This window comes from Pararhodobacter zhoushanensis, assembly GCF_003990445.1.
Lineage (GTDB): Bacteria > Pseudomonadota > Alphaproteobacteria > Rhodobacterales > Rhodobacteraceae > Pararhodobacter > Pararhodobacter zhoushanensis.
Genome location: NZ_REEZ01000007.1, coordinates 64,192 through 89,703 on the forward strand (window position 1 = coordinate 64,192; position 25,512 = coordinate 89,703).

Genomic DNA, 25,512 nt, shown 5'->3' on the forward strand with positions numbered 1-25,512 from the left:
TTCTCCCAGATAGTCGGATACTGGATTGATCGAAGTCGAACAATTGGATATCACGACAGTCAGGAGCTGTCCAGATACTCTGTGGGCACGTGGGAGGAATGACATGACCGAGACAAACGACCGTACCGGGCTTGCCTGGTGGCACCCCAGCGCTCAGGGGCCTGCTCTGCTGGACATCACGCTGGGCGATTTTCTGGACCAGCAGGCCGATGCACGCGGATCGCGTCTGGCGATTGTGGTCGACGACCGCAGCCGCGATGTGTTGACCGAGTGGACCTTCGCCGCGCTGCGGGCCGAGGCTGACCGGCTGGCGCGCGGAATGATCGACTGGGGCATCGGCGCTGGCGACCGGGTGGCGGTCATGGCCCCCAATTGCGCCGAGTGGGTGCTGTTGGAATTTGCGCTGGCCAAGATCGGCGCGGTGCTGGTGACGGTGAACCCGGCGCTGAAACGCAACGAGCTGGACTATCTGCTGGGGCAGGGTCAGGTCGCGGCGCTGTTCTTCTCGGCCAGCTTCCGCGGCAGCGACATCATCGGCGATCTGCGCGCGCTGTTGCCGGATCTCGCCACGGGTCCCGACGGTTTGCGCCAAGGCTCCGCCATGCCCGCCCTGCGCCGACTGGCACTGATCGGGCCGGGCGAGGCACCGTTTGCGATGCCCTTCGACAGCCTGCTCGCGCGCGGTGACGGCGTGGACGACAGCGCCCGTCAAGCGCGTCAGGCGCAGGTGCGCCCGCGCGATGTGGCGCAGATCCAGTACACCAGCGGCACTACGGGCAAGCCCAAGGGCGCGATGCTGACCCATCATTCCACCGTCAACAACGCGCGGCTGATGGCCGACCGGGGCAGCTATGTCGAAGGCGACGTGATGCTGTCGGCGATGCCGCTGTTCCATACGGCGGGCTGCGTGTGCAACGTGATGGCGATGCTCGCCTGTGGCGGGGCGCTGGTGACGATGGACGCGTTCGAGGCCGGGCGCATGCTCGATCTGTGGGACAAATATCAGCCGAGCCTGCTCAATGCTGTGCCGACGATGATGGTGCGCATGCTGGAACATCCGACCTATCCGCAGCGCAACACCCGCACCATGCGCCGCATCATCACCGGCGGCACCAGTGTCCCGCCCAGCCTGATCCGCCGGATGCGCGATGAAACGGGCGGCGAGCCGCTGGTTATCATGGGCATGACCGAGTGCAGCCCGATCATCACCCAGACGCAGGACAGCGACGATCTGGAAACCCGCGTCAGTACGGCGGGCGTGCCGCTGCCGCATACCGAAATCCGCATCGTCGATCCCGAAACCGGAGCGGTGAAGGGTTGGGGCGAGGCAGGCGAGCTGTGCATTCGCGGCTATCTGACCATGGCGGGCTATTTCGACATGCCCGAGAAAACCGCCGAGACGATCGAGCCGGACGGCTGGCTGCATTCCGGCGACCTGGCCGTGCTGGCCGAGACCGGGCATCTGAGCATCGTGGGCCGGATCAAGGACATGATCATCCGGGGTGGCGAGAACGTCTATCCGGTCGAGATCGAGGATTGTCTGCTCGACCATCCCGCCGTGAGCGAGGCGCAGGTTGTCGGCGTGCCCGACCCGGAACTGGGCGAAGAGAACTTTGCCTATGTCGTGCTGGTGCCCGGCGGCGAGGTGACGCCGCGCGCCTTGCAGGATTTCTGCCGTGAACGCATGGCGCGTCACAAGATGCCGAAATACATCGCCGTCGTGACCTCGATGCCAATGACGGCCAACGGCAAGATTCAGAAATTTGCGCTGCGCAACGAGGCCGCCGAGGCGATCCAGAGCGGGCGGATCAAGGCGGTACGCGGATGACGGAACTCCCCCTGCTCTTTACCCGTGAGGGGTCCGTTGCGGTCCTGACAATGAACCGGGCCACGGCGCGCAATGCGCTCAGCCCTGAGCTGACCTGCCGTCTGGCCGATGCACTGGCCGAGATCGACGCCGATGACACCATCCGCGCTGTCATCCTGACCGGTGCGGGGGACAAGGCGTTTTGCTCGGGCGGTGATCTGGCGCTGTCGCTGCCGCTGCTGTCGGGCGCGCGTCAGCCGGAAACCGAGTGGGATCACCGCTTTCTGGCCGACGACAGCATCAACGACCGCATCGCTTATCGCAATGTCGAGCTGCACAAGCCGGTGATCGCGGCGGTGAATGGCGCCTGCATGGCGGCGGGGATGGAGATGCTGCTGGGCACTGACATCCGCATCGCCGTGCCGCAGGCCCGCTTTGCGCTGCCCGAGGTGATGCGCGGCGTGATCCCCTTTGCCGGTGCGCTGGCGCGGCTGCCGCGTCAGATCCCCTATGCGATGGCGATGGAGATGCTGCTGACCGGCGAGCCGATTGACGCCGACACCGCGCTGCGCGCGGGTCTGATCAGCCGGATCGTCGCGCCTGACGCGCTGATGTCCACCGCCATGCAGATCGCGCAGCGCGTCGCCGCGAATGCGCCGGTCGCGGTGCAAGAGACCAAGCGCACGGTGATTGCCGCAACTGGCCGCACGCTGGCCGAAGGCTACGCGCTTGAGGAACTCTCGAAGGCGCGGGTGATGGCGACGGAGGACGCGCGCGAAGGGCCGCGCGCCTTCATGGAAAAACGCGCGCCGGTCTATCGCGGGCGCTAAGGCGGAGACGGGACGATGCTGTCAGGAAAAGTTCTGCTGATCACCGGCGCGGGGCAAGGGATTGGCCGCGCCACCGCGCTGGCGGCGGCGCAGGCCGGGGCGGCAGTGGTGGTCAACGACATCGACGCCGATGCCGCGCAGTCCGTGGTCGAAGAGATCGGCCAATCCGGGGGCCGCGCGGTGGCCGAGGTGGCGGCGATCGGCGTGAACGGCGCGGCCGAGGCCTGTGTCGGTCGTGCGGTTGAAGCGTTCGGGCGGCTGGATGCGCTGTTTTCCAACGCCGGTGTGCTGCGCGATTCCGTGCTGTGGAAGACCGAGGATGACGCGTTCGATCTGGTCCTTTCGACCCATCTGCGCGGCACCTTCCAATGCGGGCGCGCTGCGGCACGGCAGTTCAAGGCGCAAGGCGGCGGGGGCAGTCTGATCCTTGCGGCTTCGCCGGCCGGACAGCTGGGCAATTTCGGACAGGGCGCCTATGCGGCGGCCAAGGCGGGCATCGTCGGCATGATGCGGTCGTGGACGCTGGAACTGGCGCGCGACCGGGTGACGGTCAACGCCATCGTGCCGACGGCGCTGACACGGATGACGGCGACGATCCCTGCGCTGGCCCCGCATGTTGCGGCGATGGAGCGCGGCGAACCCCTGCCCGAGCAGCTGCGCGCCAGACACGGCATCGGCACGGCGGCTGATATTGCGCCGCTGGTGGTGTTTCTGGCCTCGGATGCGGCGCGCGGGGTGAGCGGCCAGTGCATCGGCATCGGCGGCGACCGCCTCAGCCTGTGGTCGCACCCCGCCGAGATCCGCACCGAATTGCAGACGCAAGGCTGGACGCCCGAGGCACTGGCGGCGCAGTGGGAGAGCTTCTCAAACGGCGCGGTGCAACGCGTTGGCGTGCCGCTGGATTTCGACTGAACGAAGGGCGTTGGGCCGACGCAAAAATCACCGGTGATTTCACGCGGACACCAACATGGATCAGTGTGGTCGAAAGACCGCTGACGGATAATGCGAAAAGCTCACCGCGTATTGGTGAGTGTTACACTGTCCAGCTACGCCAACGTCACACGGGAAGGCTGTTGCCCTTCGTTTCGGTCGTCCCGTGTGTCTGGCGTGTGCGGACGTATCTGGAAAGTTCGCTGATGACCTCGACTGCCTTCGCCTGTTTTCCCTGCCTCAGGGCCCGATCATGACGCGCACCGCCCTTCTTGTGGTGATCGCGGGGCTGGCCGTCGTGGCGATGGTCGCGGCCTATATGGTCTATCAGGACCGCCAGAGCGGCATCAGCATCCAGATCGACGGGCACGGCGTTTCCATCGACGGACATTAACCAACGCAGCCGGGTCGATCACCGCAACCCGGCAGGCCGATAGCACCCCAACAGAAAGCACCCGCCATGTCTCTTGGCTTGATCCTTGTTATCCTTCTGGTCCTCGTTCTTTTCGGCGGCGTCAGTGGCCGATTTGGCGGCTATGGCTATGGCTATGGCCACACCAGCGTCGGCGTTCTGGGCACGATTCTGATCGTTGTGGTGATCCTGATGCTGATGGGCCGCATCTGAGCCCGTTCAGCGCAGCAGCGGACCCGCGTGATCCAGATAGACCGGATCGAACCCGGCGAACTCCCGCAACCTATCGTAATCGTCAAACGTGACGTAGCCGTCGCGAAAGGTCAAAAGCCCCGTCTCGCGCAATTGCCGCAAGACGCGGTTGACGTGCACGGCGCTCAGCCCCAGCGCGTCGGCCAGCAGGTATTGCGTCAGCGGGCAGGTGTAGCCCGCCTTGGTCGCCAGCCCGACGAGCGACAGGCGCGCTCCCAGCTCAAGCAGGAAATGCGCCATGCGCTCGGCGGCGTGGCGGCGTCCGATATCCACCAGATGCTCAACCACCATCGCTTCATCGCGCGACGCGGCCCATAGCACGGCCGTCGCCAGCCGTGGCGTGCGGGTGAAGGCGCCCAGCAGGTCGCTGGCCTGCACCTCGCAGACCTCGATATCGGTGATCGGTTCGATGCTGTGATCGGCGGTGTGCAAAAGCACGCTGCGCAGGCCGAGAAAATCACCGGGGATCTGGAAGTCGACGATCTGCCGCTCGCCATCGCGCAGGATCTTGTAGGAACAGGCCCAGCCCGACGCCAGAATATAGGCTGCTTGGTCGGACTGCCCCTGATGGACAAGATCGCGCCCCGCGACAAAGGTGCGGCGCCGTTTGTGCATTGCGTCGAGCACAGAGAGCTCGACATGGGTCAGAGCGACGAAAGCGCCCAGTTTGCGGGCCAGTGGCAGGGTGGCGATGATCTGTCCTTTATCGTTGGCACGTCGGGTACGGGTTAAAAACAGAGCGGCGACTGATGTTGATCAGCCAAAGGCGACACGTTCTGAACGATTCTCTTGGCGGCACGGCTCAGCCACTTTGCGCGGGGGCCGAATTCCTTGAAGGGCACAAGATGACCGACGATACCACATACGCAGGCATGGCAGCGCTCTCAATTTGCGAGGCTTTGCTGCTGGCCCTGAATGACGCCAACATCTTGCCTGAGAGCGAAATTGTCGGCGTTCTCAAGGACGCCGCTGCCTCGCACGCGAGCGCCGAGGGAACCGAGGCCGAGTTGCTGATACACGCCTCGGTCGCGGCGCTGATCAATCGCATCATTGCGGGCGGGAACTCGGTCCGCAGACCCTGAGGGGCTCATGTCGCCCCGCTGGGTGACACCAGGACCGAGACAAGTAATTCTGCCGTCGTGTCTTTGCTGCCGACGAACTGCCCTGATACCGGCACCGCCTGCCGCACATCGCGCACCACAGCCACCGGGATCAGGTTGCCTGACCCCACGCTGCGGTTGGTTGGATCAAAGGCGATCCAGCCAGCGCCGGGCACGAAGATCTCGGCCCAGGCATGGGTCGAGCCGGAATCGGCTGAGCCGATCAGGCTGCCCGTCGGGTCATACAGATAGCCCGACACGATGCGCGCGCCAAAGCCCAGCGTGCGCGCAGCCTCGGCAAAGAGCACGGCGAAATCGCGGCACGAACCCCAACCCCGGTCCAGCGTGGCCAGGGGCGATTGCGTGCCCTCCATCTCGCGGCTCTGGTATGAAATCCGGTTCGACACGCCGTTGCTGATGTCCTTGAGCAGCGACAGCGTGTCGGTCGGTTGCTTGAAGATAAAACCCGCGACCCAGCGCGCAAAACGGCCGTTCTCGTCGCGGAATTGCGGTGTGGGCAGCGCGCCCAGATCGGTCCAGTCATCGGGTGAATACTGAAACGGATAGGTCGTGGCCGACGCAGCGATCGAGAACACCGGCCAAGCCGGCGCGGTCAGTTCGAGCGTGGCGCGGCTTTCGATCACCAGCGTATCGGTGGGGGTGGTGAAACTGGCCGTGGCAACAGCGTTCCCGGCCACGTCATGCGCCCAGGTAACCGTCGCCTCGGGCGTGATCGTAACGCTATGCGACAACAGCTTGAGATCGCGCGACTCACGCGGGCGCAGCATCAGGCGGTGCGGCCCAAGCGAGACGGGGTTCTGGTAGCGGTAGGTGGTCGTATGGACCGTTTCGAGAGTTGTCACAGCAAGTCCTGTTAAAGAGGGGCAGGGCGGGGCCTGCCATAGAGGGTACATTCAGCGGCGCGAGCCCGAGGGAGCCGCGTTGCGCCAGGCTTTCTGGCCCTTGCAACGCTTGCAGATACGCTCGCCAAAGCCTTCGCTGACAAAGGCGGTGTTGCAGCGCAGGCAGTTGCGGGTTTTCGTCACGTCGTTTTCGGCCGGTGTGACCACGGGCATTTCCAGCGTATGGAGCGGTTTTTGGGTCATGGGACAGTGTCCTCGGTCAACCGGGCCTTGCGCTCGACACAGGTCGAACAGGGCGGCGGCATTCGGGCTTGGCAGGCCGGGCTAGCGTTTGACTGCCAGCACCGGCGTGCCCTCGTTCTCTGCGACCTGAGGGGCGCGAAGTGGGGGCTGCTGACGCAACGCGGCATCTGTAAGCGCCGCGCTGTTCGACGGATCCGGGCGCTCCCGCGTTTCCGACAGGCCCGTGGCCAGCAACCCCGCCGCAAACGCCAGATCAGGCGCGGGCCAAAGCGAAGAATCGGGCCAGAGCGAAGAATCCTGCGCCAGCGCTGCGTTGAGCGCTTCCAGCGAAAGCGTCAGATGCCGCACCATGCTTGGATGCGAGGCGCGCGGCTGCAGCAGGATGCGCACCATCGCCTTTCTGCTGTCAGGGTCGTCACCCCAAGGCGTCGCGGTGACCTCGGTTTCGATCGCATAGACCCCGGCAGGCAAGGTTTCGTGCAGGCCGCGCAGGGTGAAGGCGCGCTCGAAGATCGCCGTGCTCTTGTGGGTCAGGCGTTTCATCGGCGCGCACTCCGGTTGCCGGGTGCCGCGGGCTCAGAGTTGAGCCCGCAGGGTGACGTCTCAGGACGGTTTCTTGTCCGGTGACACCTTGGGCGCGGCAGGCGCCGGGGTTTTGGTGGCATCGGGTGTCTTGGTGGATACAGCAGGGGTCGCCGCCGGGTTTGCCGCGCGGGTCGTCAGGTCCTTGAAGGACATGGTGTTGATCCTTTGATCGCTGGCAGCAGTGCGCCAGCCCTTCATAGATGGGGATTGGCTCGCCCCATTACCATGGAACGCCGCCGGATCAGGCCTTGCCGTCGGTGATTTCGTCGGTCCAGACCTCGAAACCAGACAAGGTGTTGGGGCCAAAGGTCTGCACCAAAGGCACATCGGCCGCGTCACGACCTTGCGCCATCAGCACCCGGCCCATGCGCGGCACGTTGTTGCGCGGGTCGAACATCCACCATTGCCCGCCCAGATAGACCTCCATCCACGCGGCAAAGTCGCCGGGGGGATGCGGCAGGGGCTCGCCGATGTCGCTGAGATAACCGGTGCAATAGCGTGCCGGGATGTTCATGCAGCGGCAAAGGGTGATTGCCAGATGGGTGTAGTCGCGGCACACGCCGTGACCCTCGGCCAGTGCCTGCGACGCGGTGCGCGTGGCGCGGGCGTGTTCGTAGCCAAAGCGGATATGGTTGTGCACATAGTCGCAGATCGCCTGCACCCGCGCCGTGCCCGTCGGACCATTTCCGAACAGCTGCCAGGCTTGGTCCGACAAAAGGTCGGTGTCGCAGTAGCGACTGCCCAGCAGGTAGACCAGCGTTTCCGACGGCAGATCCTGCACCGCGTGCTGGTCCATCATCGGCGGCACCGGATCGCGCAGCCCCGCATCGCGGCAGATCCCGTCCGTGGTCAGCGTGAACTGACCCTCGGGCGCGACCAGCCGCACGCACCAGTTTTCAAACCGGTCGCGGTAGCTTTCCAGCGGAACGGCGGGGATGGTGGTCAGATAGTCTGGCCGTTCCAGATCGCCGAAGCGCGAATAATGCATGTTGAGCATGACGATCATCGGCGTCGCCTGCGTCAGTTGATAGGTGAGCCGACAGCCCAGTGTTATGCGCATGAAGAGGGTTCCAAAGTCAGGCTGAAAAAAGGGGACAGAGGCCTCTTACGAGGCCTCCAGATCCAGTTCGGCGATGCAGGCCTGGGCCAGATCGCGGCTCGGGGCATCGGCACCCGGCATGGTAGCCCAGCCGGTCGCCATCACCGCATCGCGCTGGCGATAGGCGGCAACGTCGCGGATGCTGGCCAGTTGAGCTTCGCGGGCCGGATCAGCGCGCGACAGGCCGACACAGACCGGGATCATCGCCGTGATCACGTCGTTCCGCGCCATTTCGCTCGCCATCGTGTTTGCGCTGCTGCTGGTCATCCAGCCACCCCAGCTAAAGCCAACGATCGCAACAAGAACTGCGCCGCCAATGGCGCCATAGATACCGGGTTTCAGCCAATCGGGAGTGGTCAAATCAAGTCCTCCTGCGGAGAAAGCGCCGCATCGCTTAAGTCAGGGCCGTTGCGGCCCTCCTGAGCGCGGCAGAGGGCCGCCTCAAGATCGCGTCTGGTCGTCTGGCGCAATTCGGTCACGCCGTTGAGAAAGCCGGTTCCGGGTACGCTCAAATAGCGCGCCGAGTCTGGCCGGGACGCGTCGGTTTCGATGATGATCTCGTAATCGCCCGCCGGCAGCTTGTCGGGGTATCCCCTCAACCGGAACGGTCGGGCAAACGTCAGGGTCGAACGGGTTGACCGCGTGTTCATCCGGTTTCCTTGGCTGAGGTCGCTGTGTCGGGCGCGCTGCGCCCCTGCAAGGCGTCGCGTCAGGCGCTTGTGGCGTCATCACTACACACACGCACGATACCGCGCGCGTATCAAGGTCAGACTGATCGAGGTTAGTGCCGAGTCGGCGCATCGCGTGATCTATGGGCGGAACCGCAGGGCTTGGCCTGTATCCGTGCTGATCTGGATCAGCACGGGGTCACGCATGGCCGTTATTGTGCAGGGAGCCTGTCTGCGTGTTGTCAGCTTCTGCGGGCGGCACGGGACAGAAGACGCCGCTGCGCCACGCCCGGCGCCGTGCGAACGCAGGAGATCACCATGAGCGGACCCTCGATTGAACACCCGCACGGCACGCAATTCGATGCGTTTCTGTATGCACCGGTGGGCGATGACCAGAACGGCTTCGTGGTGACCGTGTTGTCTGCGCTGGCCCGTCTGGGTCTCGATCCGTGGAAAGAGGCGTCCGAGCTGGGCGCGCTGCCGCGTGAGGCGGCAAGCAGCCGGTTGGGCACGTTGCTGGCCAGCTTCCGCGACGTGCCTGCCATGGTGCGCGAGCATGCGGCAACCTCGGACCGGCTGACCCGCTTGCTGCCCGAGCGCATGCGCCAGACGCCCAAGCTGCCGGGCACGCTTGGCGCGGCGACGCAGTCGCTGCCGCTCGGCGCGATCATCGCGGTGTCGGTGGTGCTGCTGGTTCTGGCGCAGCTCTTCTTCTTTGCGCCCCTGGGGTCGGGCGGATGATGCGCGCCGTGACGCTGAGCCGCCACCACGAGCCCGATCTGTGGGAGATGGAAGAGCACTTCTGGACCGCCGGACTGGATGCCGCGCGCGGCACCTCGGCCACCGGTGCGGTGATGATCCTGCCCTATGCGCCGGGCATTCTGCAGGGCCAGACCATCTGGCAGCACCTGAAAGACCAGCCGCTCTGGCGCACGATCACCATGACCGAGAAGACCTACAGCCGTCAGAAAGATGTGGCCGTGCTGGCGTACCACGCCTCGGCAGAACGGGAGGGTGCGCCGATCTACGAGGCGCTTTGCGTCTCGACCTATCTGCACGACGACGGCCGATGGGTGCGCCTGTCGCATCAGGAAACGCCGGTCGCCTGAGGTCAGTAGGCCGACAGGCCCGCGTTGGTATTGAGCAGGTATTGCGAAAAGATCGGGCTGCTGGCGGCACCGATGGCGCGGGCGTTCTCGCCCACGCTGCCCGCTTCGATGCGCGGCTCGATCAGCCCGCGCTTGTCCTGATTGATCAGGTAGCGGCGGACCCGCTCGACCAGTTCGGCGCGGACATCGGGCGGGAAGGCCCCGTCGATGACGATGGCCTCGAAATCAATCACCGAGCAGATCGACAGCGAGGCCTTGGCCAGTTCCTGCGCCGTTTCGCCGATCCATGGATCGACATAGCGCGCCAGCCCCGTCCAGTCCTGCGGCGTTTGCCACAGGATCTGCGGGTTGATCCCGGCTTCGATCAGACGTGCCTCAAGCAGATGCAGCGACGCCACGTCGATCAGCTGCTGGCTTTCGCCCAGCGGCCCGGTGCTGCGCATCGACCCCAGCGCGCCCGCGTTGCCCTGATTGCCCTCGAACACCGTGCCATTGAGCGCCACGCCGCCGCCGATGAACGAGCCGATGAAGAAATACGCGTAATCGCGGAACTCTCGGCCACGGCCGTAGAGGTGTTCGGCGTGGCAGGCGGCGGTGCCGTCGTTGACCACAAAGGCGGGCAGGTCGCTGAACTGCGCGACCTCATGGGCGAAATCCACATCCTTCCACGAGCGGAACTTGTCGGCGGCGAGGCCGACGATGTTGTGCCATTTCCACAGCTCGAAAGGCGTGGCGATGCCGATGCCGCAGATACGCGGCAGCAGGGCAGGGGGCAGCTGCGTCAGCATCTCGCCCAGCCCGTCCTTGAGGAAGCGAAAGACGTTCTCGGGCAGCGGGTAGGGATAGGTGGTGTGGATCTGCGCGCGCACGGTGCCCGCGAAATCCAGCAGCAACAGATCCGCGCTGCGTCGACCGATCTTGAGGCCAAAGGCCAGAACGCCGTCCGGGTTCAGTTCCATCGGGATCGAGGGCTTGCCGACCTTGCCGCGATTGGGCGCGCCGCGCCGCAGGATGCCGTCGCCTTCCAGCTTGCGCGTGATGATCGAGGCGGTCTGCGTCGACAGGCCCGTGCGACGGGCCACGTCGATGCCGGGCATGGCACCATAGCGATGGATAACAGACAGGATCAGGCGTTCGTTGTGATCACGAACCCCGCTTTGGCTGACGCCCCCTGACAGTTCTCTGACGTGATCGCCATCCATGCTGCGGACCATAGTCGCCTCTCTGACCCAAGGGAAGGTCGCATGGATGGATTAGTAAATCAACTTGATTTATTAATTGACAGACTCAAGGGAATCAGGTCATTTGAGCGTCACCTGCCCTTGAGGATGCGGCAGGGGGGGGTCGGGGCAGCCGCACCGGACACCAAGGGATCCAAGGGAGGACACCATGAAACTACTGCTCACCAGTTCGGCTCTGGCACTGGCCGCGATGACCACGGGTGCGATGGCGCAGGACGCCACCGCCTGCCTGATCACCAAGACCGACACCAACCCGTTCTTTGTGAAAATGCGCGAGGGCGCGACCGAAGCCGCGAACGCCGCAGGCATCAACCTGCTGACCTATGCCGGTGCCATCGACGGTGACGTCGAAGCGCAGGTCGCCGCCGTCGAGACCTGCATCGCAGCAGGCGCGGCGGGCATCCTGATCACGCCGTCCGACTCCCGCGCTCTGGCGCCGGTCGTGACACAGGCCCGTGAAGCCGGCATTCTGGTCATCGCGCTGGATACCCCGTTCGAGCCCGCCGAGACCGCCGACGCGACCTTTGCCACCGACAACTTCGTCGCCGGTCAACTGATCGGCCAATGGGCTGCGGCGACGATGGGCGATACTTCGGGCGCGCGCATCGCGCTGCTGGATCTCAATGCCTCGGAAATCTCGGTCGACTATCTGCGCGACAACGGGTTCCTGCAGGGCTTTGGCGTCGACATCATGGACCCGACCGACATCGGCGACGAAACCGATGAGCGCATCGTCGGCAACGACGTGACCAACGGCAATGAAGAGGGTGGCCGCACGGCGATGGAGAACCTTCTCCAGCTCGATCCGGGCGTCAACGTCGTCTACACGATCAACGAGCCCGCCGCCGCCGGTGCCTATGAAGCCCTGCGCGCCTTCGGTCTGGAAGAGCAGGCGATCATCGTTTCGGTCGATGGCGGTTGCCCGGGCGTGCAGAACGTCGCCGAAGGCATCATTGGCGCGACCTCGATGCAGTTCCCGCTGCGCATGGCGGCTATGGGCATCGACGCGATCATCGCCTTTGCGGCGGATGGCACGCGGCCCGAGAACACCCCCGGACTGGATTTCTTCAACACCGGGGTTACGCTGGTCACCGATCACCCGGTGGAAGGCATCGACTCGATCACCTCGCAGGAAGCGCTGTCGCTCTGCTGGGGCTGATCCCCTGAACGACCGACGGCCGGGCGGTCAACGCCCGGCCGCAGGTGACGCGAGCCACGGCTCTTGGGGTGCGTGACACAACGGCCCGAAACTTCTCTGTTGGAGGAAAAGATGGCAGAGCGATCCACCGCATCTGGGCAAGAGTTCGAACAGACTCTGAACCAAAGTGACACCTCTGTCGCTGACTTCGCCAACAAGCGTCGCGCGCCCTTGCAGCGGGTGCAGCACACATTGCATGCCAACCCGACGTTGGTGCCGATCATCGTGCTGGCCGTCGCGATTGTGGCCTTTGGCCTGATCGCGGGCGAGCGGTTCTTCACGCCCTTCAACCTGACCCTGATCATGCAGCAGGTGTCGATCATCGGCATTCTGGCCGCCGCGCAAAGCCTGGTGATCATCACCGCCGGTATCGACCTGTCCGTCGCCGCGATCATGGTGCTGATCAGCGTGATCATGGGCAATTTGGGCGTCAGTCTGGGCGTGCCCACCGTGCTGGCACTGCTGCTTGGCTTCGTTGCCGGGGCGGCAGCGGGGCTGCTGAACGGGCTGTTGGTCACCAAGATCAAATTGCCGCCCTTTATCGTCACGCTGGGCACCTGGAACATCTTCTTTGCGCTGAACCTGTGGCTATCAGGCGCGCAGTCGATCCGCAGTCAGGACATTGACGCCAACGCCAGCTTCCTGAAATTCTTCGGCACCAACATCATTCTGGGATCGGCGCGGCTGACCTATGGCTCGCTGCTGATGATCGCGATCTTTCTGGTGCTCTGGTATGTGCTGAACAAGACCGCCTGGGGCCGCCATGTCTATATGATCGGCGACGACAAGGAGGCCGCCGAAATGGCCGGTATCCGCACCAACCGCACGCTGGTGCAGGTCTATATGGTCGCCGGGTTCATCTGCGCGATTGCCGCCTGGGCCTCGATCGGGCGGGTCGGTGCGATCTCGCCGCAGAGTTTCTACGAGGGCAACCTGTCGAGCATCACCGCTGTGGTGATCGGGGGCATCTCGTTGTTCGGCGGGCGCGGCTCGATCCTGGGCGCGCTGTTCGGGGCGCTGATCGTCGGCGTGTTTGAATCGGGGCTGCGTCTGGCCGGGGTCGACGTGCTCTGGCAGGTCTTCGCCACCGGCTGGCTTATCATCATCGCGGTCGCCATCGACCAGTGGATCAGAAAGGTATCGGCATAATGTCTGGGATCACACCTGTCGTCAAAGCCACCGGGATCGTCAAACGCTACGGCCATGTCACGGCCATCGACAATGCCGATTTCGAGCTCATGCCCGGAGAGATCCTTGCCGTCATCGGCGACAACGGGGCAGGGAAATCGTCGATCGTCAAGGCGATCTGTGGCGCGATCCAGCCCGATGCGGGCGAGATCCTGATCGAGGGCAAGCCGGTCAATTTCTCATCCCCCATCGACTCCCGCGCGATGGGGATCGAGATCGTCTACCAGACCCTCGCCCTGTCACCCGCGCTGTCGATTGCGGACAACATGTTCACCGGGCGTGAGATCCGCCGTAACGACTTCTTCGGCAAATATCTGGGCCTGCTGGACAAGAAGGCGATGGAGAAATTCGCCCGCGAAAAGCTGACCGAGCTGGGGCTGATGACCGTCCAGTCGATCAACCAGACCATCGAGACGCTTTCGGGCGGGCAGCGTCAGGGCGTCGCGGTGGCGCGCGCTGCGGCCTTCGCGACCAAGTTCATCATCATGGACGAACCGACCGCCGCGCTGGGCGTCAAGGAAAGCCGCCGGGTGCTGGAGCTGATCAAGGACGTGCGCGACCGGGGCATCCCGATTGTGCTGATCAGCCACAACATGCCGCACGTGTTCGAGGTCGCCGACCGCATCCACATTCACCGGCTGGGCAAGCGGCTGTGCGTGATCGACCCCAAGGACTATACCATGTCCGACGCCGTCGCTTTCATGACCGGCGCGAAAGAGGCCCCGGCGCTGACCGCAGCCTGAAGCGAACCGCACCGCAACCGGGCGCCATCGGACAAACCGTCCGGTGGCGCTTTTTGCATTGCGTCCTGTCCCCGGCAGCCCGCCGTTTTCATACTTGTGAAACTGTTTGCTCTCCATGCGATAGGTTTTGACAAGTTGGCCAAAAGCCCGGCTCCTAGAACGCGGAAGGGCGTGGATTTCGATCCGTCAGGGAGGCTCTCACAACACCACAAAACCGGCCGCACAGCCTGCGGCGACGGGGTGTTTCGGGCTGCTCCGCTGACAGATCGGGTGCGACGCGCGCCCCATGTGCAACAGCCGGAGGCGACATGCCCCTGATCCTACTCGATGACCCTGACTCGACCCTGTCCATGCTGCGCGACAGTGTGGCCGGGCTGGCCGCCCGCGCCGATGGCCCGGCCACGATGCGCCGCCGCCGCGCCGATGGCGCCGATCTGGACGCCGCAGTCTGGAGCGCCATGGCCGAGGCCGGATTTCTGGGCCTGACCCTGCCCGAGGATCTGGGCGGCATGGGGCTGGGCACCGCCGAACTGGTCGTACTGGCCGAGGCGCTGGGCCGCGCGCTGCTGACCGAAGCCTACACGCCGCTGGCAGTGTTCCCCGGCGCGTTGCTGGCCGGGCTGACGCGCAGCGCCGCCCTGATGCAGCTGGCCGAAGGGCTGATCGCGGGCGAACAGATCCTGCCGGTGCTGTGGCAGGACGCGCGCGGTCGCCGTGCCCCGCTGACGCTGAGTGCCGAGGGCACGCTGACCGGCGAGGCGCATCTGGTCCCGGGTGCCGCGTCGGCCACCGGCTTTCTGGTGCTGGCGCAGGATGCGGACGGGTTGGCGCTGGTCCATCTGGACGCCGGGGCCGACGGGCTGCGCCTCCACCAGCGCCCCGGCGTTGATGGCGCGACACTGGCGCGGGTGACGCTGCACGCGGTGCCGGTCAGCGCGGCGCAGGTTCTGGGCCGGGGTGCGACTGTCGAGGCCGCGCTCACCAACGCCATCGGACTCAGCCGTCTGGCACTGGCCGCCGAACTGGCAGGCCTTGCCTCGCGTGCGCTGGAGATCACCGTCGAGTACACCAGCAACCGCGTGCAGTTCGGCAAGACCATCGCCAGTTTTCAGGCTATCCAGCACCGTCTGGTCGATATGTGGTCCGAGGCCGAATTTTCCTGTGCCGCCGTCGCCCATGCCGCCACTACCACCGCCGAAGACCGCGCCCAGGCCGTTCTGGCCGCCAAGGCACGGGCCGGCGATGCCGCCACCTCGATCACCCGCAAAGCCATCCAGCTGCACGGCGCGATGGGCTTCACCGACCAATGCGACATCGGCCTCTATCTGAAACGCGCGATCAGCCTGAACGCGACGCTGGGCCAACCCGAGGCGCTGCGCCTTGCGTTTCTCGATGCCGACCTCGCTGCCTGAAAGGACCACTCCATGCGTAACGACCTGATCAAGACCGAGATTGCCGACCACATCGCCGTGGTCACCATGGATGCCCCGCCGGTGAACGCGCAATCGCGCGAATTCATGGAAGAGCTGATCGAGGTGTTCGACGAACTCAATGAGACCCCCGGTGTGCGCTGTGTGGTGCTGACGGGCGCGGGCAAGTGCTTTTCCGCCGGGGCCGACATCAAGTCGCGCGCCAAGGTCGCCGACGGCGCGCCCGGTGACACCTACCGCCACCTGCGCCGCGCGCGTGAGGTGGGCTTTGTCATCACCGAGATGAACATCCCCGTCATTGCCGCCGTTAACGGCCCGGCGCTGGGCGCAGGCATGGGGCTGGCGATCTGTTCGGACATGATTGTCGCCTCGACCAATGCGGTGTTTGGCCTGCCCGAGATCGACATCGGCCTGATGGGCGGCGTGCGCCACACGATGCGGGTGTTCCCGCTGTCGCTGACCCGCCGCATGGTGCTGACCGGCTGGCGCGTTCCGGCGGGCGAGCTGTATCGCCGCGGCCTGATCGAAGCCTGCGTCGAGCCTGAGGAGCTGATGGAAACCGCGATGGGTCTGGCGCGTCAGATCGCGTCGAAAAGCCCGGCGGGTATCCGTCTGGCCAAGCGCGCGCTCAACACGGTCGAGACGATGGGCCTGAAGGACGGCTACCGGTTCGAACAGAACCTGACGGTCGAGATGACGCGCCATGACGACAGCAAGGAAGCCATGCGCGCCTTCATCGAAAAGCGCCCGGCCGTGTTCAAGGACGAACTGTGATGCTGCCCGCGCAACAAGACTGGAACGCGCTGAGCGACGAGGATTTCCGCGCGATCTTCCGTGATTGGGTCGATGCCAATTGCGCGGCGCATCTGCGCTTCATGCGCAAACAGCGCCCGGTGTTCGACGAGGTCGCCGACTGGTATCTGGCGCTGTCTGCCAAGGGCTGGCTGTCGCCGATCTGGCCGCAGGAACACGGCGGCATGGGGCTGAACGCCGCCAAGCATATTGTGTATGTTGAGGAATGGGCGCGCCTTGGCTGTCCGCGCATCCCCGATCACGGCATCGGCCTGACCGGCCCCTTGCTGATCGAATTCGGCACCGAGGCGCAGAAAGAGTTCTTCCTGCCCAAGATCCTGACCGGTGAACACGTCTGGTGTCAGGGCTATTCCGAACCCAATGCCGGGTCCGATCTGGCGTCGTTGCGCACCTCGGCGGTGCGTGATGGCGATGAGTTCGTGATCAACGGCCAGAAGATCTGGACCACGCTGGCGCATTGCGCGAACTGGATCCTGCTGCTGGCGCGCACCGACAAGGACACACCCAAACCGCAGGGCGGTATCACCGTGTTGCTGGTCGATCTGACCTCACCCGGCGTCGTCGTGCGACCGATCCCCAACTTGCGCGAAGAGGCCGATTTCTGCGAGGTGTTCTTTGATGACGTGCGGGTGCCCGTCAAGAACGTGGTCGGCGAGATCAACGGCGGCTGGGCGCTGGCCAAGGCGGTTCTGGGGCACGAGCGGATCTTTCTGGGCGCGCCTTCGCGGCCCGAATACGCGCTCAAGCGGCTGGAGCTGCTGGCGCGCGACCGCGGCGCGTTCGACGACGCGGCGTTCCGTTCGCGCTATGCCAAGCTGCGGCTGGATCTGTACGACCTTGGCTCGGCGTTCGAGCGCTTCGCCAAGGTGCTGCGCGAAGGCGGCACGCTGGGCGCGGATGTGTCGGTGCTCAAGCTGTTCTGCACCGAGCTGTACCAACGCATCACCGAAGAAACCCTCGACGTCGCGGGCGAGGAGGCGCGGTTCTATGACGATCTGGACATCGCCGACGGCCATGTCGACGCGATGAACCTGTTCCTTGACGCTCGGGCCCCGGCGATTTTTGGCGGCTCGAACGAGATTCAGCGTAACATTCTGGCCAAGGCTGTCCTTGGCCTGCCGTCACGGTGAGGGCCCCATGAGCACTCCGACCGACTACGCCCTTGAAGCGCGCGGCCTGACCAAATCCTTTGGCGGGTTCCACGCGGTCAAGGATGTGAACCTTAAAGTCAGGCGTGGCGCGATCCACGCGCTGATCGGGCCGAACGGGGCGGGCAAGACGACCTGCTTCAACCTGTTGACCAAGACCCTGACGCCGACCAGCGGGCAGGTGCTGCTGGACGGGCAAGACATCACTGGCCTGCGCTCGGCGCAGGTGGCGCGGCTGGGGCTGGTGCGCTCGTTCCAGATTTCGGCGACGTTTCCGCATCTGACCTGTCTGGAAAACATCCGCGTTGCGTTGCAATCCAGTCAGGGCACGGCGTTCCGGTTCTGGCGCTCGCTGGGCTCGATCAAGGCGCTGAACGAGCCGGCGCGCGCGCTACTGGCGCAGGTAGGGCTGGCCGGGCAGGAGGACACGCTGGCAACCGAGCTGTCCTACGGCAAGAAACGCGCGCTCGAAATTGCCACGACGCTGGCGCTGGACCCCAAGGTGATGCTGCTGGATGAGCCGACGGCGGGCATGGGTCACGAAGACATCGCGCCGATCACCGACCTGATCCGCGCGGTGTCGGCCGGGCGCACCATCCTGATCGTCGAGCATAACCTCTCGGTCGTTTCCAGCCTGTGCGAGCGCATCACCGTGCTGCAACACGGCGAGGTGCTGACCGAGGGAACCTATGACGAGGTCTCCAACGACCCTGAGGTCATCACCGCCTATATGGGAGGCGTCGATGACGAGTGACGCGCTGCTTTCGGTCGAAAACCTGCACGCCTGGTACGGCGAGTCCAAGGCGCTGCACGGGATGAATTTCACCGTCCGCCCCGGAGAGCTGGTCACGCTGATCGGTCGCAACGGCGCGGGTAAATCCACCACGCTGCGCTCGATCATGGGCATCGTGGGCAAGCGCACGGGCTCGATCCGTTTCGACGGGCAAGAGCTGATCGGCAAGCGGACCTATCAGATCGCCCGCGCCGGGATCGCCTATTGCCCGGAAGAACGCGCGATCTTCTCGTCGCTGAACGTGTCGGAAAACCTGACCCTGCCGCCGGTGCTGAAACCCGGCGGGATCGCGGACAGCGATTTGCTGGCGCAGTTTCCGAACCTGCAGCGGCGGCTGAAAAGCCCCGGCACCAAGCTGTCGGGCGGCGAGCAGCAGATGCTCGCCATCGCCCGCATCCTGCGCACCGGCGCGCGCTTCTTGTTGCTGGACGAACCCAGCGAGGGGCTGGCTCCGGTGGTGGTCAAGGAAATCGGCGAGCAGATCCTGCGGCTGAAGGCGCAGGGATTCACCATCCTGCTGGTCGAGCAAAACCTGCAATTCGCCCGCCGCGTCGCGGATCGCCATGTCGTCGTTGAGAACGGCGTGGTGGTGGACACGCTGGATGCCGAAACCCTGCGGACCGACATGGACCGCGTCAAACATTACCTGGGGGTCTGAGCCGATGTTCGACCATATCTCGATCCAGCTGCTGGCAGGCCAGTTGCTGATCGGCCTGATCAACGGGTCGTTCTATGCCATGCTCAGTCTGGGGCTGGCGATCATCTTTGGGCTGATCCACGTGGTGAACTTTGCCCATGGCGCGCAATACATGCTGGGGGCCTTTGTGGCGCTCTTGCTGCTCAACGTGCTGGGCATTCCCTATTGGGGAGCGCTGTTCATCGCGCCGGTGATTGTGGGGGCCTTCGGGCTGCTGATGGAGCGAACCATCCTGCGGCCCCTTCGCGGCCTCGATCCGCTCTACAGCCTGCTCGCCACCTTTGCCTCGGTGCTGATTATTGAGGGGCTGATGCGGCTCGAGTTCGGCTCAAGCGGGTTGCCCTACCGCTCTCCCATGCCCGGCGGCATCAATCTGGGGTTCATGTTCCTGCCGTGGTATCGCGGCTGGGTCGTGGTGTTCTCGCTGGCGGTCTGCCTTGGGACGTGGCTGTTGATCGAAAAGACCAAGCTGGGCGCTTATCTGCGTGCGGCGAATGAGCGGCCTGAGATCGTGGAGTCCTTCGGCATCAACGTGCCCCGGATGATGAGCCTGACCTATGCCTTCGGCGTCGGTCTGGCGGGTCTGGGCGGCGTGCTGGCCGCGCCGATCTATCAGGTGTCGCCGTCGATGGGCTCGAACCTGATGATCGTCATCTTTGCGGTGGTGGTGATCGGCGGCATGGGCTCGATTCTGGGCGCGATCCTGACCGGTTATCTGATCGGCATCGTCGAGGGGCTGACCAAGGTGTTCTACCCCGAAGGCTCGAACCTTGCGATCTTCGTCATCATGATCCTTGCCCTGATCCTGCGGCCCAACGGCCTGTTTTCCGCCCCGGAGAAATCCCGATGACCCGCTACGCCCTTTTCGCGCTGTTCGCTGTTCTGGCCGTGCTCGCGCCGTTCCAGATCTATCCGATCCTCTTGATGACCATCCTGTGCTTTGTGGTCTTCGCCTCGTCGTTCAACCTTCTCCTGGGCTACGCTGGCCTCTTGTGCTTTGGCCACGCGATGTTCTTTGGCACGGCGGCCTATCTGTCGGGCTGGATGCTCAAGCACACCGCGCTGTCGATCGAGCTGTGCTTCATCCTTGCCGCGCTGGCGATGGCGGCGCTGGGCTGGCTGGTCGGGCTGATCTCGGCCCGGCGGGGCGGCATCCAGTTTGCCATGATCACGCTGGCGATCTCGCAGTTCGTCTACTTCCTGCTGCTGCGCGCGCCCTTTACCGGCGGCGAGGACGGCTTGCAGCGCATCCCGCGGTCGGCGTTGTTCGGGGTGTTCGATGTCAGCAGCAATGTGGCGCTGTATTTCGTCGTGCTGGTGTTCTCGGTGCTGGCCATCGCGCTGTTCTACCGCATCGTCCATTCGCCCTTTGGCGAGGTGCTGCGCGCGATCCGCGACAACGAGGACCGCGTGGAATCGCTGGGGTTCCAGCCCGAGCGGTTCAAGATCCTCGCCCTGACCCTGTCGGCGGGGCTGGCCGGTCTGGCGGGCGCGATGAAAGCCGCCGTGTTCCAGATCGCCACGCTGCATGATTTGTCGTTCCATGTGTCCGGCACGATCATCTTCATGACGCTGCTGGGCGGACTTGGCACGATGACCGGGCCGATGGTCGGGGCCGCGCTGATCGTGCTGCTGAACGACGAACTGGCGCAGTTCGGCGAATGGGCGCTGATCATTCAGGGGACGGTCTTCCTGGCGGTGATCCTGTTCTTCCGCAAGGGCGTGGTTGGCGAGATCAAGGCGCGGTTCTGGAAACCGGCGAAAAGCTGAAGACTGCCCGCAAGGCACGAAAAAAGGGGCGCGCCGGATCATCGGCGCGCCCCTTTCCTGTTGCAGCCGGGGTTAAGCCCCGACCAGATGATCCTTCCACGCCGCGCGCAGCACCTTCTTGTCCAGCTTGCCGGTCGCCGTCAGCGGCAGCGTGTCGACAAAGACCAGCGCGTCCGGCAGCCACCAGCGGGCGACCTTGTCGGTGAGGAAATCGAGGATCTCTTGCGGTTCTGCCGTGCTGCCCGGTTTGCGGATCACCAGCATCAGCGGGCGCTCCTGCCAGCGTTCATGCGTGACGCCGACGACCGCCGCCGCTTCGACCGCCGGGTGGTCGAGGGCGGCGTTTTCCAGCTCGATCGAGCTGATCCACTCGCCGCCCGACTTGATCACATCCTTGGAACGGTCGGTGAGCGTGACGAAGCCCTCAACGTCGATCTTGGCCACATCGCCCGTGGCGAACCAGCCCTCGGCATCGACCACCTGCCCGCCAACCCCGCCGTAATAGCCCGAGGTCACCCACGGCCCGCGCACCATCAGTTCGCCCGAGACCGAACCATCCTGCGGCAACTCGCTGCCATCCTCGGCGACGATCTTCAACTCGACCCCGAACATCGCACGGCCCTGCCGGGCAAGCACGTCGATCTGGTCGGATTTCGGCAGGTCGCGGTGATGCGGCAGCAGGGCGGCGACGGTGGCGACGGGGCTTGTCTCGCTCATCCCCCAGGCCTGAAACGCGTGGACGCCCGCGTCATGGAAGCGTTGCAACAGCGCACGCGGGGCCGCCGAGCCGCCGATCAGCACGCGCTGGAAGGGCAGGCGTTGCACGTCGATCCCGGCCTCATCAAGGTATTTGAACAGACCCAGCCAGACCGTCGGCACACCCAGCGAGAAGGTGCAGTCCTCGGCCACAGCCAGTGAAAACAGGCTCTCGCCATCCAGTTTCGGCCCCGGCAGCACCAGCTTGGCGCCGCACATGGCGCTGGCATAGGGGATGCCCCAGGCGTTGACGTGGAACAGCGGCACGGCCAGCAGGGTGCTGTCATCGCGCGACAGGTGCAGCCCGTCGACCTGACAGCACAGGAAGGCGTGCAGCACGGTCGAGCGGTGGGAATATAGCACGCCCTTGGGGTTGCCCGTGGTGCCCGAGGTATAGCACAGCCCCGAGGCGCTGCGCTCGTCAAAGCGCGGCCAGACCAGCGTGCCATCCTCGGCACTGATCAGGGTCTCATAGCTGGTCAGCTCGGCTCGCCCCTCGGGCAGATGCGCCGCGTCGGTCAGCACGACCTGATGGCGAACAGCGGGGATCTTGCCCGCCAGCCCATCGACCAGCCCCAGGAACGGCAGATCGAACAGCAGCACCTCGGCCCCGCCGTGGTTTAGGATGTATTCGATCTGCTCGGGGAACAGCCGGGGATTGACCGTGTGCAGCACCGCACCGATCCCGGCAGCGGCATAGTACAGCTCCAGATGCCGGTGCGTGTTCCACGCCAACGTCGCCACCCGGTCGCCCGGCTTGACGCCCATCCGCAACAGCGCCTGCGCAGTTTGCCGTGCCCGCCGGGCCAGTTGACCCCAGTCCGAGCGCACGGTCTCACCTTCGCAGGTGACCGAGACGATCTCGCTGCGCGGGTGGTAGCGTTCAGCATGGGTGAGAAGGGATGAGATCAGCAGCGGCTGATCCTGCATGAGACCGAGCATGGGGCAAACTCCGGGATGAAAGGGGGCAGCCCGGCCGCGCGAGGCGGCGGCCGGGTGGGGAAGCGGGTACGGCAGGGGCGCTCAGCGCGCGGCGGTTTCCAGCGCGGGGGCCGGTTCAAACACCAGATCACGGTAGCCGTTGGCGGTGACCGCCTCGCAGGCCTCGCGGTATTTGTGGAAGCCGCCGGTGAACATCGACATGCCCTGCGGCTTGCCCTTCACGTTCGACCCCGTCCACCACGTCTTTGCCTTCAGCATCAGCGACCGGCTGGCCAGCGTCTGGATCTGCGCCATCCAGGCATCCTCGGCCGCAAGAGACGGCTCAACCGCCCCCTGTCCCCTGGCCTGCATCTGCGCGATCACCCCGGCGATGAAATCCACATCGTTTTCCGAGATGGTGAAGATATTCGCCAGCGCCGCCGGGCCGTTCGGTCCCGTGGTCATGAACATGTTCGGGAAACCCGCCATCATGATCCCGAAGAGCGAACGCGGCCCGCCTTCCCATTTGTCCTTGAGCGCGACGCCCTCTTTGCCGGTGATCTCGAAGGCCAAGAGCGCGCCGGTCAGCGCGTCATAGCCGGTGGCAAGGATCAGCACGTCAAGCTCATGCTCGCCCGATTGCGTGCGGATGCCCGTTTCGGTGATCTCGACGATCGGGTCAGCAAGGCAATCGACCAGATGCACATTCGGCCGGTTGTAGGTCTCGTAATAGTCGGTATCGAGGCAAGGCCGCCGCGCAAAGATCGGATAGCCGCGCGGCTTCAGCTTCTCGGCCACGGTCTTGTCGGTCACGGTGTCATGGATGCGGTCGCGGACGAAATCGGCCACCTGATCGTTGGCCGCCTGATTGACCATCAGGTCGGAAAAGATGCCAAGGAACGTGTGTCCGCCGTGCTGCCAGGCCTGTTCCATCAACTCTTGCCGGTGGTCGGCCGGGATCGAGAAGAAAGGCCGGGTCGAGACGGGGCGCGCGCCGCCCGTGGGGTTCATCTTGCAGGCCGCGCGGATCGAGGCGTAGTTGGCCTTGAGCTCGGCCACGTCGCGGTCCGAGACTTTGCGGTTGCGCATCGGCAGGGTGAAACTGGGCGTCCGCTGGAACACGAACAGCTCGCACTCGGTGCGGCCCAGCGTCTGGATGATCTGCATCCCCGACGAGCCGGTGCCCAGCACCCCGATCCGCTTGCCTTTGAGATCCGGCTCCTCGTGCGGCCAGCGCGCGGCCCGCAGGGTCAGGCCCTTGAAGCGGTTCAGGCCGGGGATGTCGGGGTCGGTCGGCTTGGACAGCGGGCCGGTGGACATGACGCACCACGTCGCTTCAAGCACCTTGCCGTCATTGGTGCGCACGACCCAAAGCTGGCGTTTGTCGTCCCATTTGGCGCTCTCGACGCGGGTTTCAAAACGGTAGTGCTTGCGCAGATCCAGCCGGTCGGCGACGAAATTGGCATAGGCCAGGATCTCGGGCTGGGCGGCGAATTGCTCGGACCATGTCCATTCTTGCTGCACCTCTTCCGAGAATCCATAGCTGTAATCGACCGACAGCAGGTCGCAGCGCGCGCCCGGATAGCGGTTCCAGTACCAGACGCCGCCGACGTCTTTGCCCTCTTCGATGCTGACGATCGACAGGCCCATCTCGCGGAATTTCCAGGTGGCATACATGCCCCCGAAACCTGCGCCGACGATGACCATGTCGACCCGCTCGGCCTTAGCTGAATTGCGATCCATGTGTGCCCTTCCTCCGATTGGACTGCTGCGGGCATCGGGTGCCGGGGGCCTGCGCAATCGCCGGACCGGGGCGCCAGAGCGCGGCCTCCTCCTGAGGGTCGCGCGCCGCTTGGGCGCATGAAACGCGCTCAGGCGGCGACGAGCAACACTTCAGCAGAATTGGGCGAAACATTCACATCCGTGAAATGTGAGGGGGTTCACAGCTCGATATGGATGGGGGTGTCAAAGCCCGGATCGCGTTTGACCGACCGCGCGGCGGCCATCAGCGCGCCGAGGTATTTGTCGAAGTTCTTCTTCAGCCGCTCGGTGACGCCACCCACCGCCAGCGTCACCGGGCTGCCCAGAATGGTGCCCGGCATCAGCACGGCGATGGTTGCGCCGCCGGCAAAGGGCACGCCCTCGGCCCAGCCATAGCCCCGGCGGCGGACCTCGGCGACGGATTTCAGGATCTCGGGCATCAGCACGCGCTCGGCCGGATTCTGCGTGGCGATATTGGCGCGGCGGACCATGTTCTCGATCTTGTCGTCGGGCATGGTGGCCAGCAAAACCCAGCCCGCCGCCGACTGCGTGATCGGGCGCACCGTGCCCTCATCGATGTAGAAACGCAGCGCGTGCAGGGATTGCTTGGTCTTGAGGTATTGCAGGTAGACATCGTTGCGGGTGCCGACAAAGACGCCTTCGCTGGTGATCGCGTGCACGTCGTTCATCGCGTCGATGATCTGGCCCGAGCCGAACAGTGCGCGCGGCACCCAGTCACCAAGGCCGGTGACCTTGGTGGTGGGGAAGTAGACGCGCTTGCTGCGGTCGTAGTTCAGATAGCCAAGATTAACCAATGTTTTCAGCAAGACCGTGGTGCTGGACAAAGGGTAGCCAAGGTCCGTCGACAGCTCGGACATGGTGCGGGGCTGTTGGGACAGGCGGAAGTGTTCGAGGATCTCGAACGCCCGCATCGCGGATTTGACCTGAGCGTTCGACACGGCATCCCCCCGGAATTCACAAGTGTGAAACTCAAATTCACTTACGGAATTTTCTGGCTGCATGCAAACGCTCGTGCAATCTTCACGTCACGCCTTACTGCCCAAGGGTCGCGTCGTGTGGTCCGCCCTGTTTGCTCTGCCCGCCGCTGAATGGCGCGGGCAGTGTGCGCAACCGGCATGCCCTTTGGAAGCGCGT

Annotated in this window: 30 protein-coding genes; 18 read left to right on the top strand and 12 right to left on the bottom strand. The window is 64.8% G+C overall.

The features are described from left to right. Window positions 1-103 precede the first annotated feature (103 nt). The 5 genes from EAE28_RS15655 to EAE28_RS15670 all read left to right on the top strand — a co-directional run bounded on the left by EAE28_RS15655 (window position 104) and on the right by EAE28_RS15670 (window position 4,192). The gene (locus tag EAE28_RS15655) at window positions 104-1,828 is read left to right on the top strand and encodes an AMP-binding protein (RefSeq protein WP_127107939.1); all 1,725 of its coding nucleotides are present in this window, start codon (window positions 104-106) and stop codon (window positions 1,826-1,828) included. After that, window positions 1,825-2,637, top strand: coding sequence for an enoyl-CoA hydratase/isomerase family protein (locus EAE28_RS15660; RefSeq protein ID WP_127107941.1), 813 nt, complete (start codon window positions 1,825-1,827; stop codon window positions 2,635-2,637). Before EAE28_RS15655 ends, EAE28_RS15660 begins: the two co-directional genes overlap by 4 nt. Before the next feature lie 15 nt (window positions 2,638-2,652). Then, the gene (locus tag EAE28_RS15665; protein ID WP_127107943.1) at window positions 2,653-3,549 is read left to right on the top strand and encodes an SDR family NAD(P)-dependent oxidoreductase; all 897 of its coding nucleotides are present in this window, start codon (window positions 2,653-2,655) and stop codon (window positions 3,547-3,549) included. 271 nt (window positions 3,550-3,820) lie between these two features. Continuing rightward, window positions 3,821-3,961 carry a hypothetical protein gene (locus tag EAE28_RS23815; RefSeq protein ID WP_164736659.1) on the top strand — a complete coding sequence of 47 codons (141 nt, stop codon included), beginning with the start codon at window positions 3,821-3,823 and terminating at the stop codon, window positions 3,959-3,961. Between the two features lie 66 nt (window positions 3,962-4,027). Continuing rightward, window positions 4,028-4,192, top strand: a complete 165-nt coding sequence (locus EAE28_RS15670; RefSeq protein WP_127107945.1) for a DUF3309 family protein — start codon at window positions 4,028-4,030, stop codon at window positions 4,190-4,192. 6 nt (window positions 4,193-4,198) lie between these two features. Here the strand turns inward: EAE28_RS15670 and EAE28_RS15675 are convergent, their stop codons facing one another. After that, window positions 4,199-4,858: a Crp/Fnr family transcriptional regulator gene (locus EAE28_RS15675; RefSeq protein ID WP_246022377.1), complete on the bottom strand. Its 660-nt coding sequence runs from the start codon at window positions 4,856-4,858 to the stop codon at window positions 4,199-4,201. Between the two features lie 218 nt (window positions 4,859-5,076). Between EAE28_RS15675 and EAE28_RS15680 the strand changes: the two genes are divergently transcribed. Then, window positions 5,077-5,313, top strand: coding sequence for a hypothetical protein (locus EAE28_RS15680; RefSeq protein WP_127107949.1), 237 nt, complete (start codon window positions 5,077-5,079; stop codon window positions 5,311-5,313). A gap of 5 nt (window positions 5,314-5,318) precedes the next feature. On the opposite strand, the gene EAE28_RS15685 is transcribed toward EAE28_RS15680, so the two are convergent. The 7 genes from EAE28_RS15685 to EAE28_RS15710 form a co-directional block, all read right to left on the bottom strand. Further along, complete coding sequence (locus EAE28_RS15685; protein WP_181954498.1) at window positions 5,319-6,194, bottom strand: transglutaminase family protein; 876 nt, start codon at window positions 6,192-6,194, stop codon at window positions 5,319-5,321. A gap of 51 nt (window positions 6,195-6,245) precedes the next feature. Then, the gene (locus tag EAE28_RS15690; RefSeq protein WP_127107952.1) at window positions 6,246-6,437 is read right to left on the bottom strand and encodes a hypothetical protein; all 192 of its coding nucleotides are present in this window, start codon (window positions 6,435-6,437) and stop codon (window positions 6,246-6,248) included. Between the two features lie 81 nt (window positions 6,438-6,518). After that, window positions 6,519-6,980 carry a hypothetical protein gene (locus tag EAE28_RS15695; protein WP_127107954.1) on the bottom strand — a complete coding sequence of 154 codons (462 nt, stop codon included), beginning with the start codon at window positions 6,978-6,980 and terminating at the stop codon, window positions 6,519-6,521. Window positions 6,981-7,040: 60 nt separating this feature from the next. Beyond that, window positions 7,041-7,175, bottom strand: coding sequence for a hypothetical protein (locus EAE28_RS24370; protein WP_281279603.1), 135 nt, complete (start codon window positions 7,173-7,175; stop codon window positions 7,041-7,043). Between the two features lie 88 nt (window positions 7,176-7,263). Beyond that, a complete protein-coding gene (locus EAE28_RS15700; protein WP_127107956.1) occupies window positions 7,264-8,082 on the bottom strand; it encodes a transglutaminase-like domain-containing protein in 819 nt (272 codons plus the stop codon). Window positions 8,083-8,127: 45 nt separating this feature from the next. Further along, window positions 8,128-8,481 carry a hypothetical protein gene (locus tag EAE28_RS15705; RefSeq protein ID WP_127107958.1) on the bottom strand — a complete coding sequence of 118 codons (354 nt, stop codon included), beginning with the start codon at window positions 8,479-8,481 and terminating at the stop codon, window positions 8,128-8,130. Then, entirely contained in the window at window positions 8,478-8,771 is a 294-nt protein-coding gene (locus EAE28_RS15710; RefSeq protein ID WP_181954499.1) for a hypothetical protein, read from the bottom strand. The genes EAE28_RS15705 and EAE28_RS15710 overlap by 4 nt, the downstream gene beginning before the upstream one ends. A gap of 336 nt (window positions 8,772-9,107) precedes the next feature. Between EAE28_RS15710 and EAE28_RS15715 the strand changes: the two genes are divergently transcribed. Continuing rightward, entirely contained in the window at window positions 9,108-9,530 is a 423-nt protein-coding gene (locus EAE28_RS15715) for a hypothetical protein (RefSeq protein ID WP_127107960.1), read from the top strand. After that, on the top strand, window positions 9,527-9,898 hold the full coding sequence (locus tag EAE28_RS15720) for a hypothetical protein (RefSeq protein ID WP_246022380.1): 372 nt from the start codon (window positions 9,527-9,529) through the stop codon (window positions 9,896-9,898). The genes EAE28_RS15715 and EAE28_RS15720 overlap by 4 nt, the downstream gene beginning before the upstream one ends. 2 nt (window positions 9,899-9,900) lie before the next feature. Here EAE28_RS15720 and EAE28_RS15725 read toward each other — a convergent pair whose 3' ends face one another. Further along, window positions 9,901-11,100, bottom strand: coding sequence for an ROK family transcriptional regulator (locus EAE28_RS15725; protein ID WP_127108221.1), 1,200 nt, complete (start codon window positions 11,098-11,100; stop codon window positions 9,901-9,903). Window positions 11,101-11,287: 187 nt separating this feature from the next. Between EAE28_RS15725 and EAE28_RS15730 the strand changes: the two genes are divergently transcribed. The 10 genes from EAE28_RS15730 (at window position 11,288) to EAE28_RS15775 (ending at window position 20,919) form a co-directional block, all read left to right on the top strand. Continuing rightward, window positions 11,288-12,298, top strand: a complete 1,011-nt coding sequence (locus EAE28_RS15730; RefSeq protein WP_127107962.1) for a sugar ABC transporter substrate-binding protein — start codon at window positions 11,288-11,290, stop codon at window positions 12,296-12,298. A gap of 111 nt (window positions 12,299-12,409) precedes the next feature. After that, window positions 12,410-13,486, top strand: coding sequence for an ABC transporter permease (locus EAE28_RS15735; protein WP_127107964.1), 1,077 nt, complete (start codon window positions 12,410-12,412; stop codon window positions 13,484-13,486). Beyond that, complete coding sequence (locus tag EAE28_RS15740) at window positions 13,486-14,268, top strand: ATP-binding cassette domain-containing protein (RefSeq protein ID WP_127107966.1); 783 nt, start codon at window positions 13,486-13,488, stop codon at window positions 14,266-14,268. The genes EAE28_RS15735 and EAE28_RS15740 overlap by 1 nt, the downstream gene beginning before the upstream one ends. Window positions 14,269-14,576: 308 nt before the next feature. Beyond that, window positions 14,577-15,680: an acyl-CoA dehydrogenase family protein gene (locus tag EAE28_RS15745; RefSeq protein ID WP_127107968.1), complete on the top strand. Its 1,104-nt coding sequence runs from the start codon at window positions 14,577-14,579 to the stop codon at window positions 15,678-15,680. A gap of 12 nt (window positions 15,681-15,692) precedes the next feature. Next, complete coding sequence (locus EAE28_RS15750) at window positions 15,693-16,472, top strand: enoyl-CoA hydratase/isomerase family protein (RefSeq protein ID WP_127107970.1); 780 nt, start codon at window positions 15,693-15,695, stop codon at window positions 16,470-16,472. Continuing rightward, entirely contained in the window at window positions 16,472-17,641 is a 1,170-nt protein-coding gene (locus tag EAE28_RS15755) for an acyl-CoA dehydrogenase family protein (RefSeq protein ID WP_127107972.1), read from the top strand. The genes EAE28_RS15750 and EAE28_RS15755 overlap by 1 nt, the downstream gene beginning before the upstream one ends. 7 nt (window positions 17,642-17,648) lie before the next feature. Further along, window positions 17,649-18,413 carry an ABC transporter ATP-binding protein gene (locus tag EAE28_RS15760; RefSeq protein WP_127107974.1) on the top strand — a complete coding sequence of 255 codons (765 nt, stop codon included), beginning with the start codon at window positions 17,649-17,651 and terminating at the stop codon, window positions 18,411-18,413. Then, window positions 18,403-19,110, top strand: a complete 708-nt coding sequence (locus tag EAE28_RS15765) for an ABC transporter ATP-binding protein (RefSeq protein WP_246022382.1) — start codon at window positions 18,403-18,405, stop codon at window positions 19,108-19,110. Before EAE28_RS15760 ends, EAE28_RS15765 begins: the two co-directional genes overlap by 11 nt. A 4-nt stretch (window positions 19,111-19,114) precedes the next feature. Next, window positions 19,115-19,999 (top strand): branched-chain amino acid ABC transporter permease, encoded by an 885-nt coding sequence (locus EAE28_RS15770; protein WP_127107978.1) that lies wholly within the window; start codon window positions 19,115-19,117, stop codon window positions 19,997-19,999. Beyond that, complete coding sequence (locus EAE28_RS15775; RefSeq protein WP_127107980.1) at window positions 19,996-20,919, top strand: branched-chain amino acid ABC transporter permease; 924 nt, start codon at window positions 19,996-19,998, stop codon at window positions 20,917-20,919. Before EAE28_RS15770 ends, EAE28_RS15775 begins: the two co-directional genes overlap by 4 nt. A 72-nt stretch (window positions 20,920-20,991) precedes the next feature. Here EAE28_RS15775 and EAE28_RS15780 read toward each other — a convergent pair whose 3' ends face one another. From EAE28_RS15780 to EAE28_RS15790, 3 genes are all read right to left on the bottom strand, one after another. Further along, window positions 20,992-22,617 carry a long-chain fatty acid--CoA ligase gene (locus EAE28_RS15780; RefSeq protein ID WP_127107982.1) on the bottom strand — a complete coding sequence of 542 codons (1,626 nt, stop codon included), beginning with the start codon at window positions 22,615-22,617 and terminating at the stop codon, window positions 20,992-20,994. A gap of 81 nt (window positions 22,618-22,698) precedes the next feature. Continuing rightward, window positions 22,699-24,339: a flavin-containing monooxygenase gene (locus EAE28_RS15785; RefSeq protein WP_127107984.1), complete on the bottom strand. Its 1,641-nt coding sequence runs from the start codon at window positions 24,337-24,339 to the stop codon at window positions 22,699-22,701. A 197-nt stretch (window positions 24,340-24,536) separates the two neighbouring features. Continuing rightward, window positions 24,537-25,316: an IclR family transcriptional regulator gene (locus EAE28_RS15790; protein WP_127107986.1), complete on the bottom strand. Its 780-nt coding sequence runs from the start codon at window positions 25,314-25,316 to the stop codon at window positions 24,537-24,539. Between the last annotated feature and the right edge of the window lie 196 nt (window positions 25,317-25,512).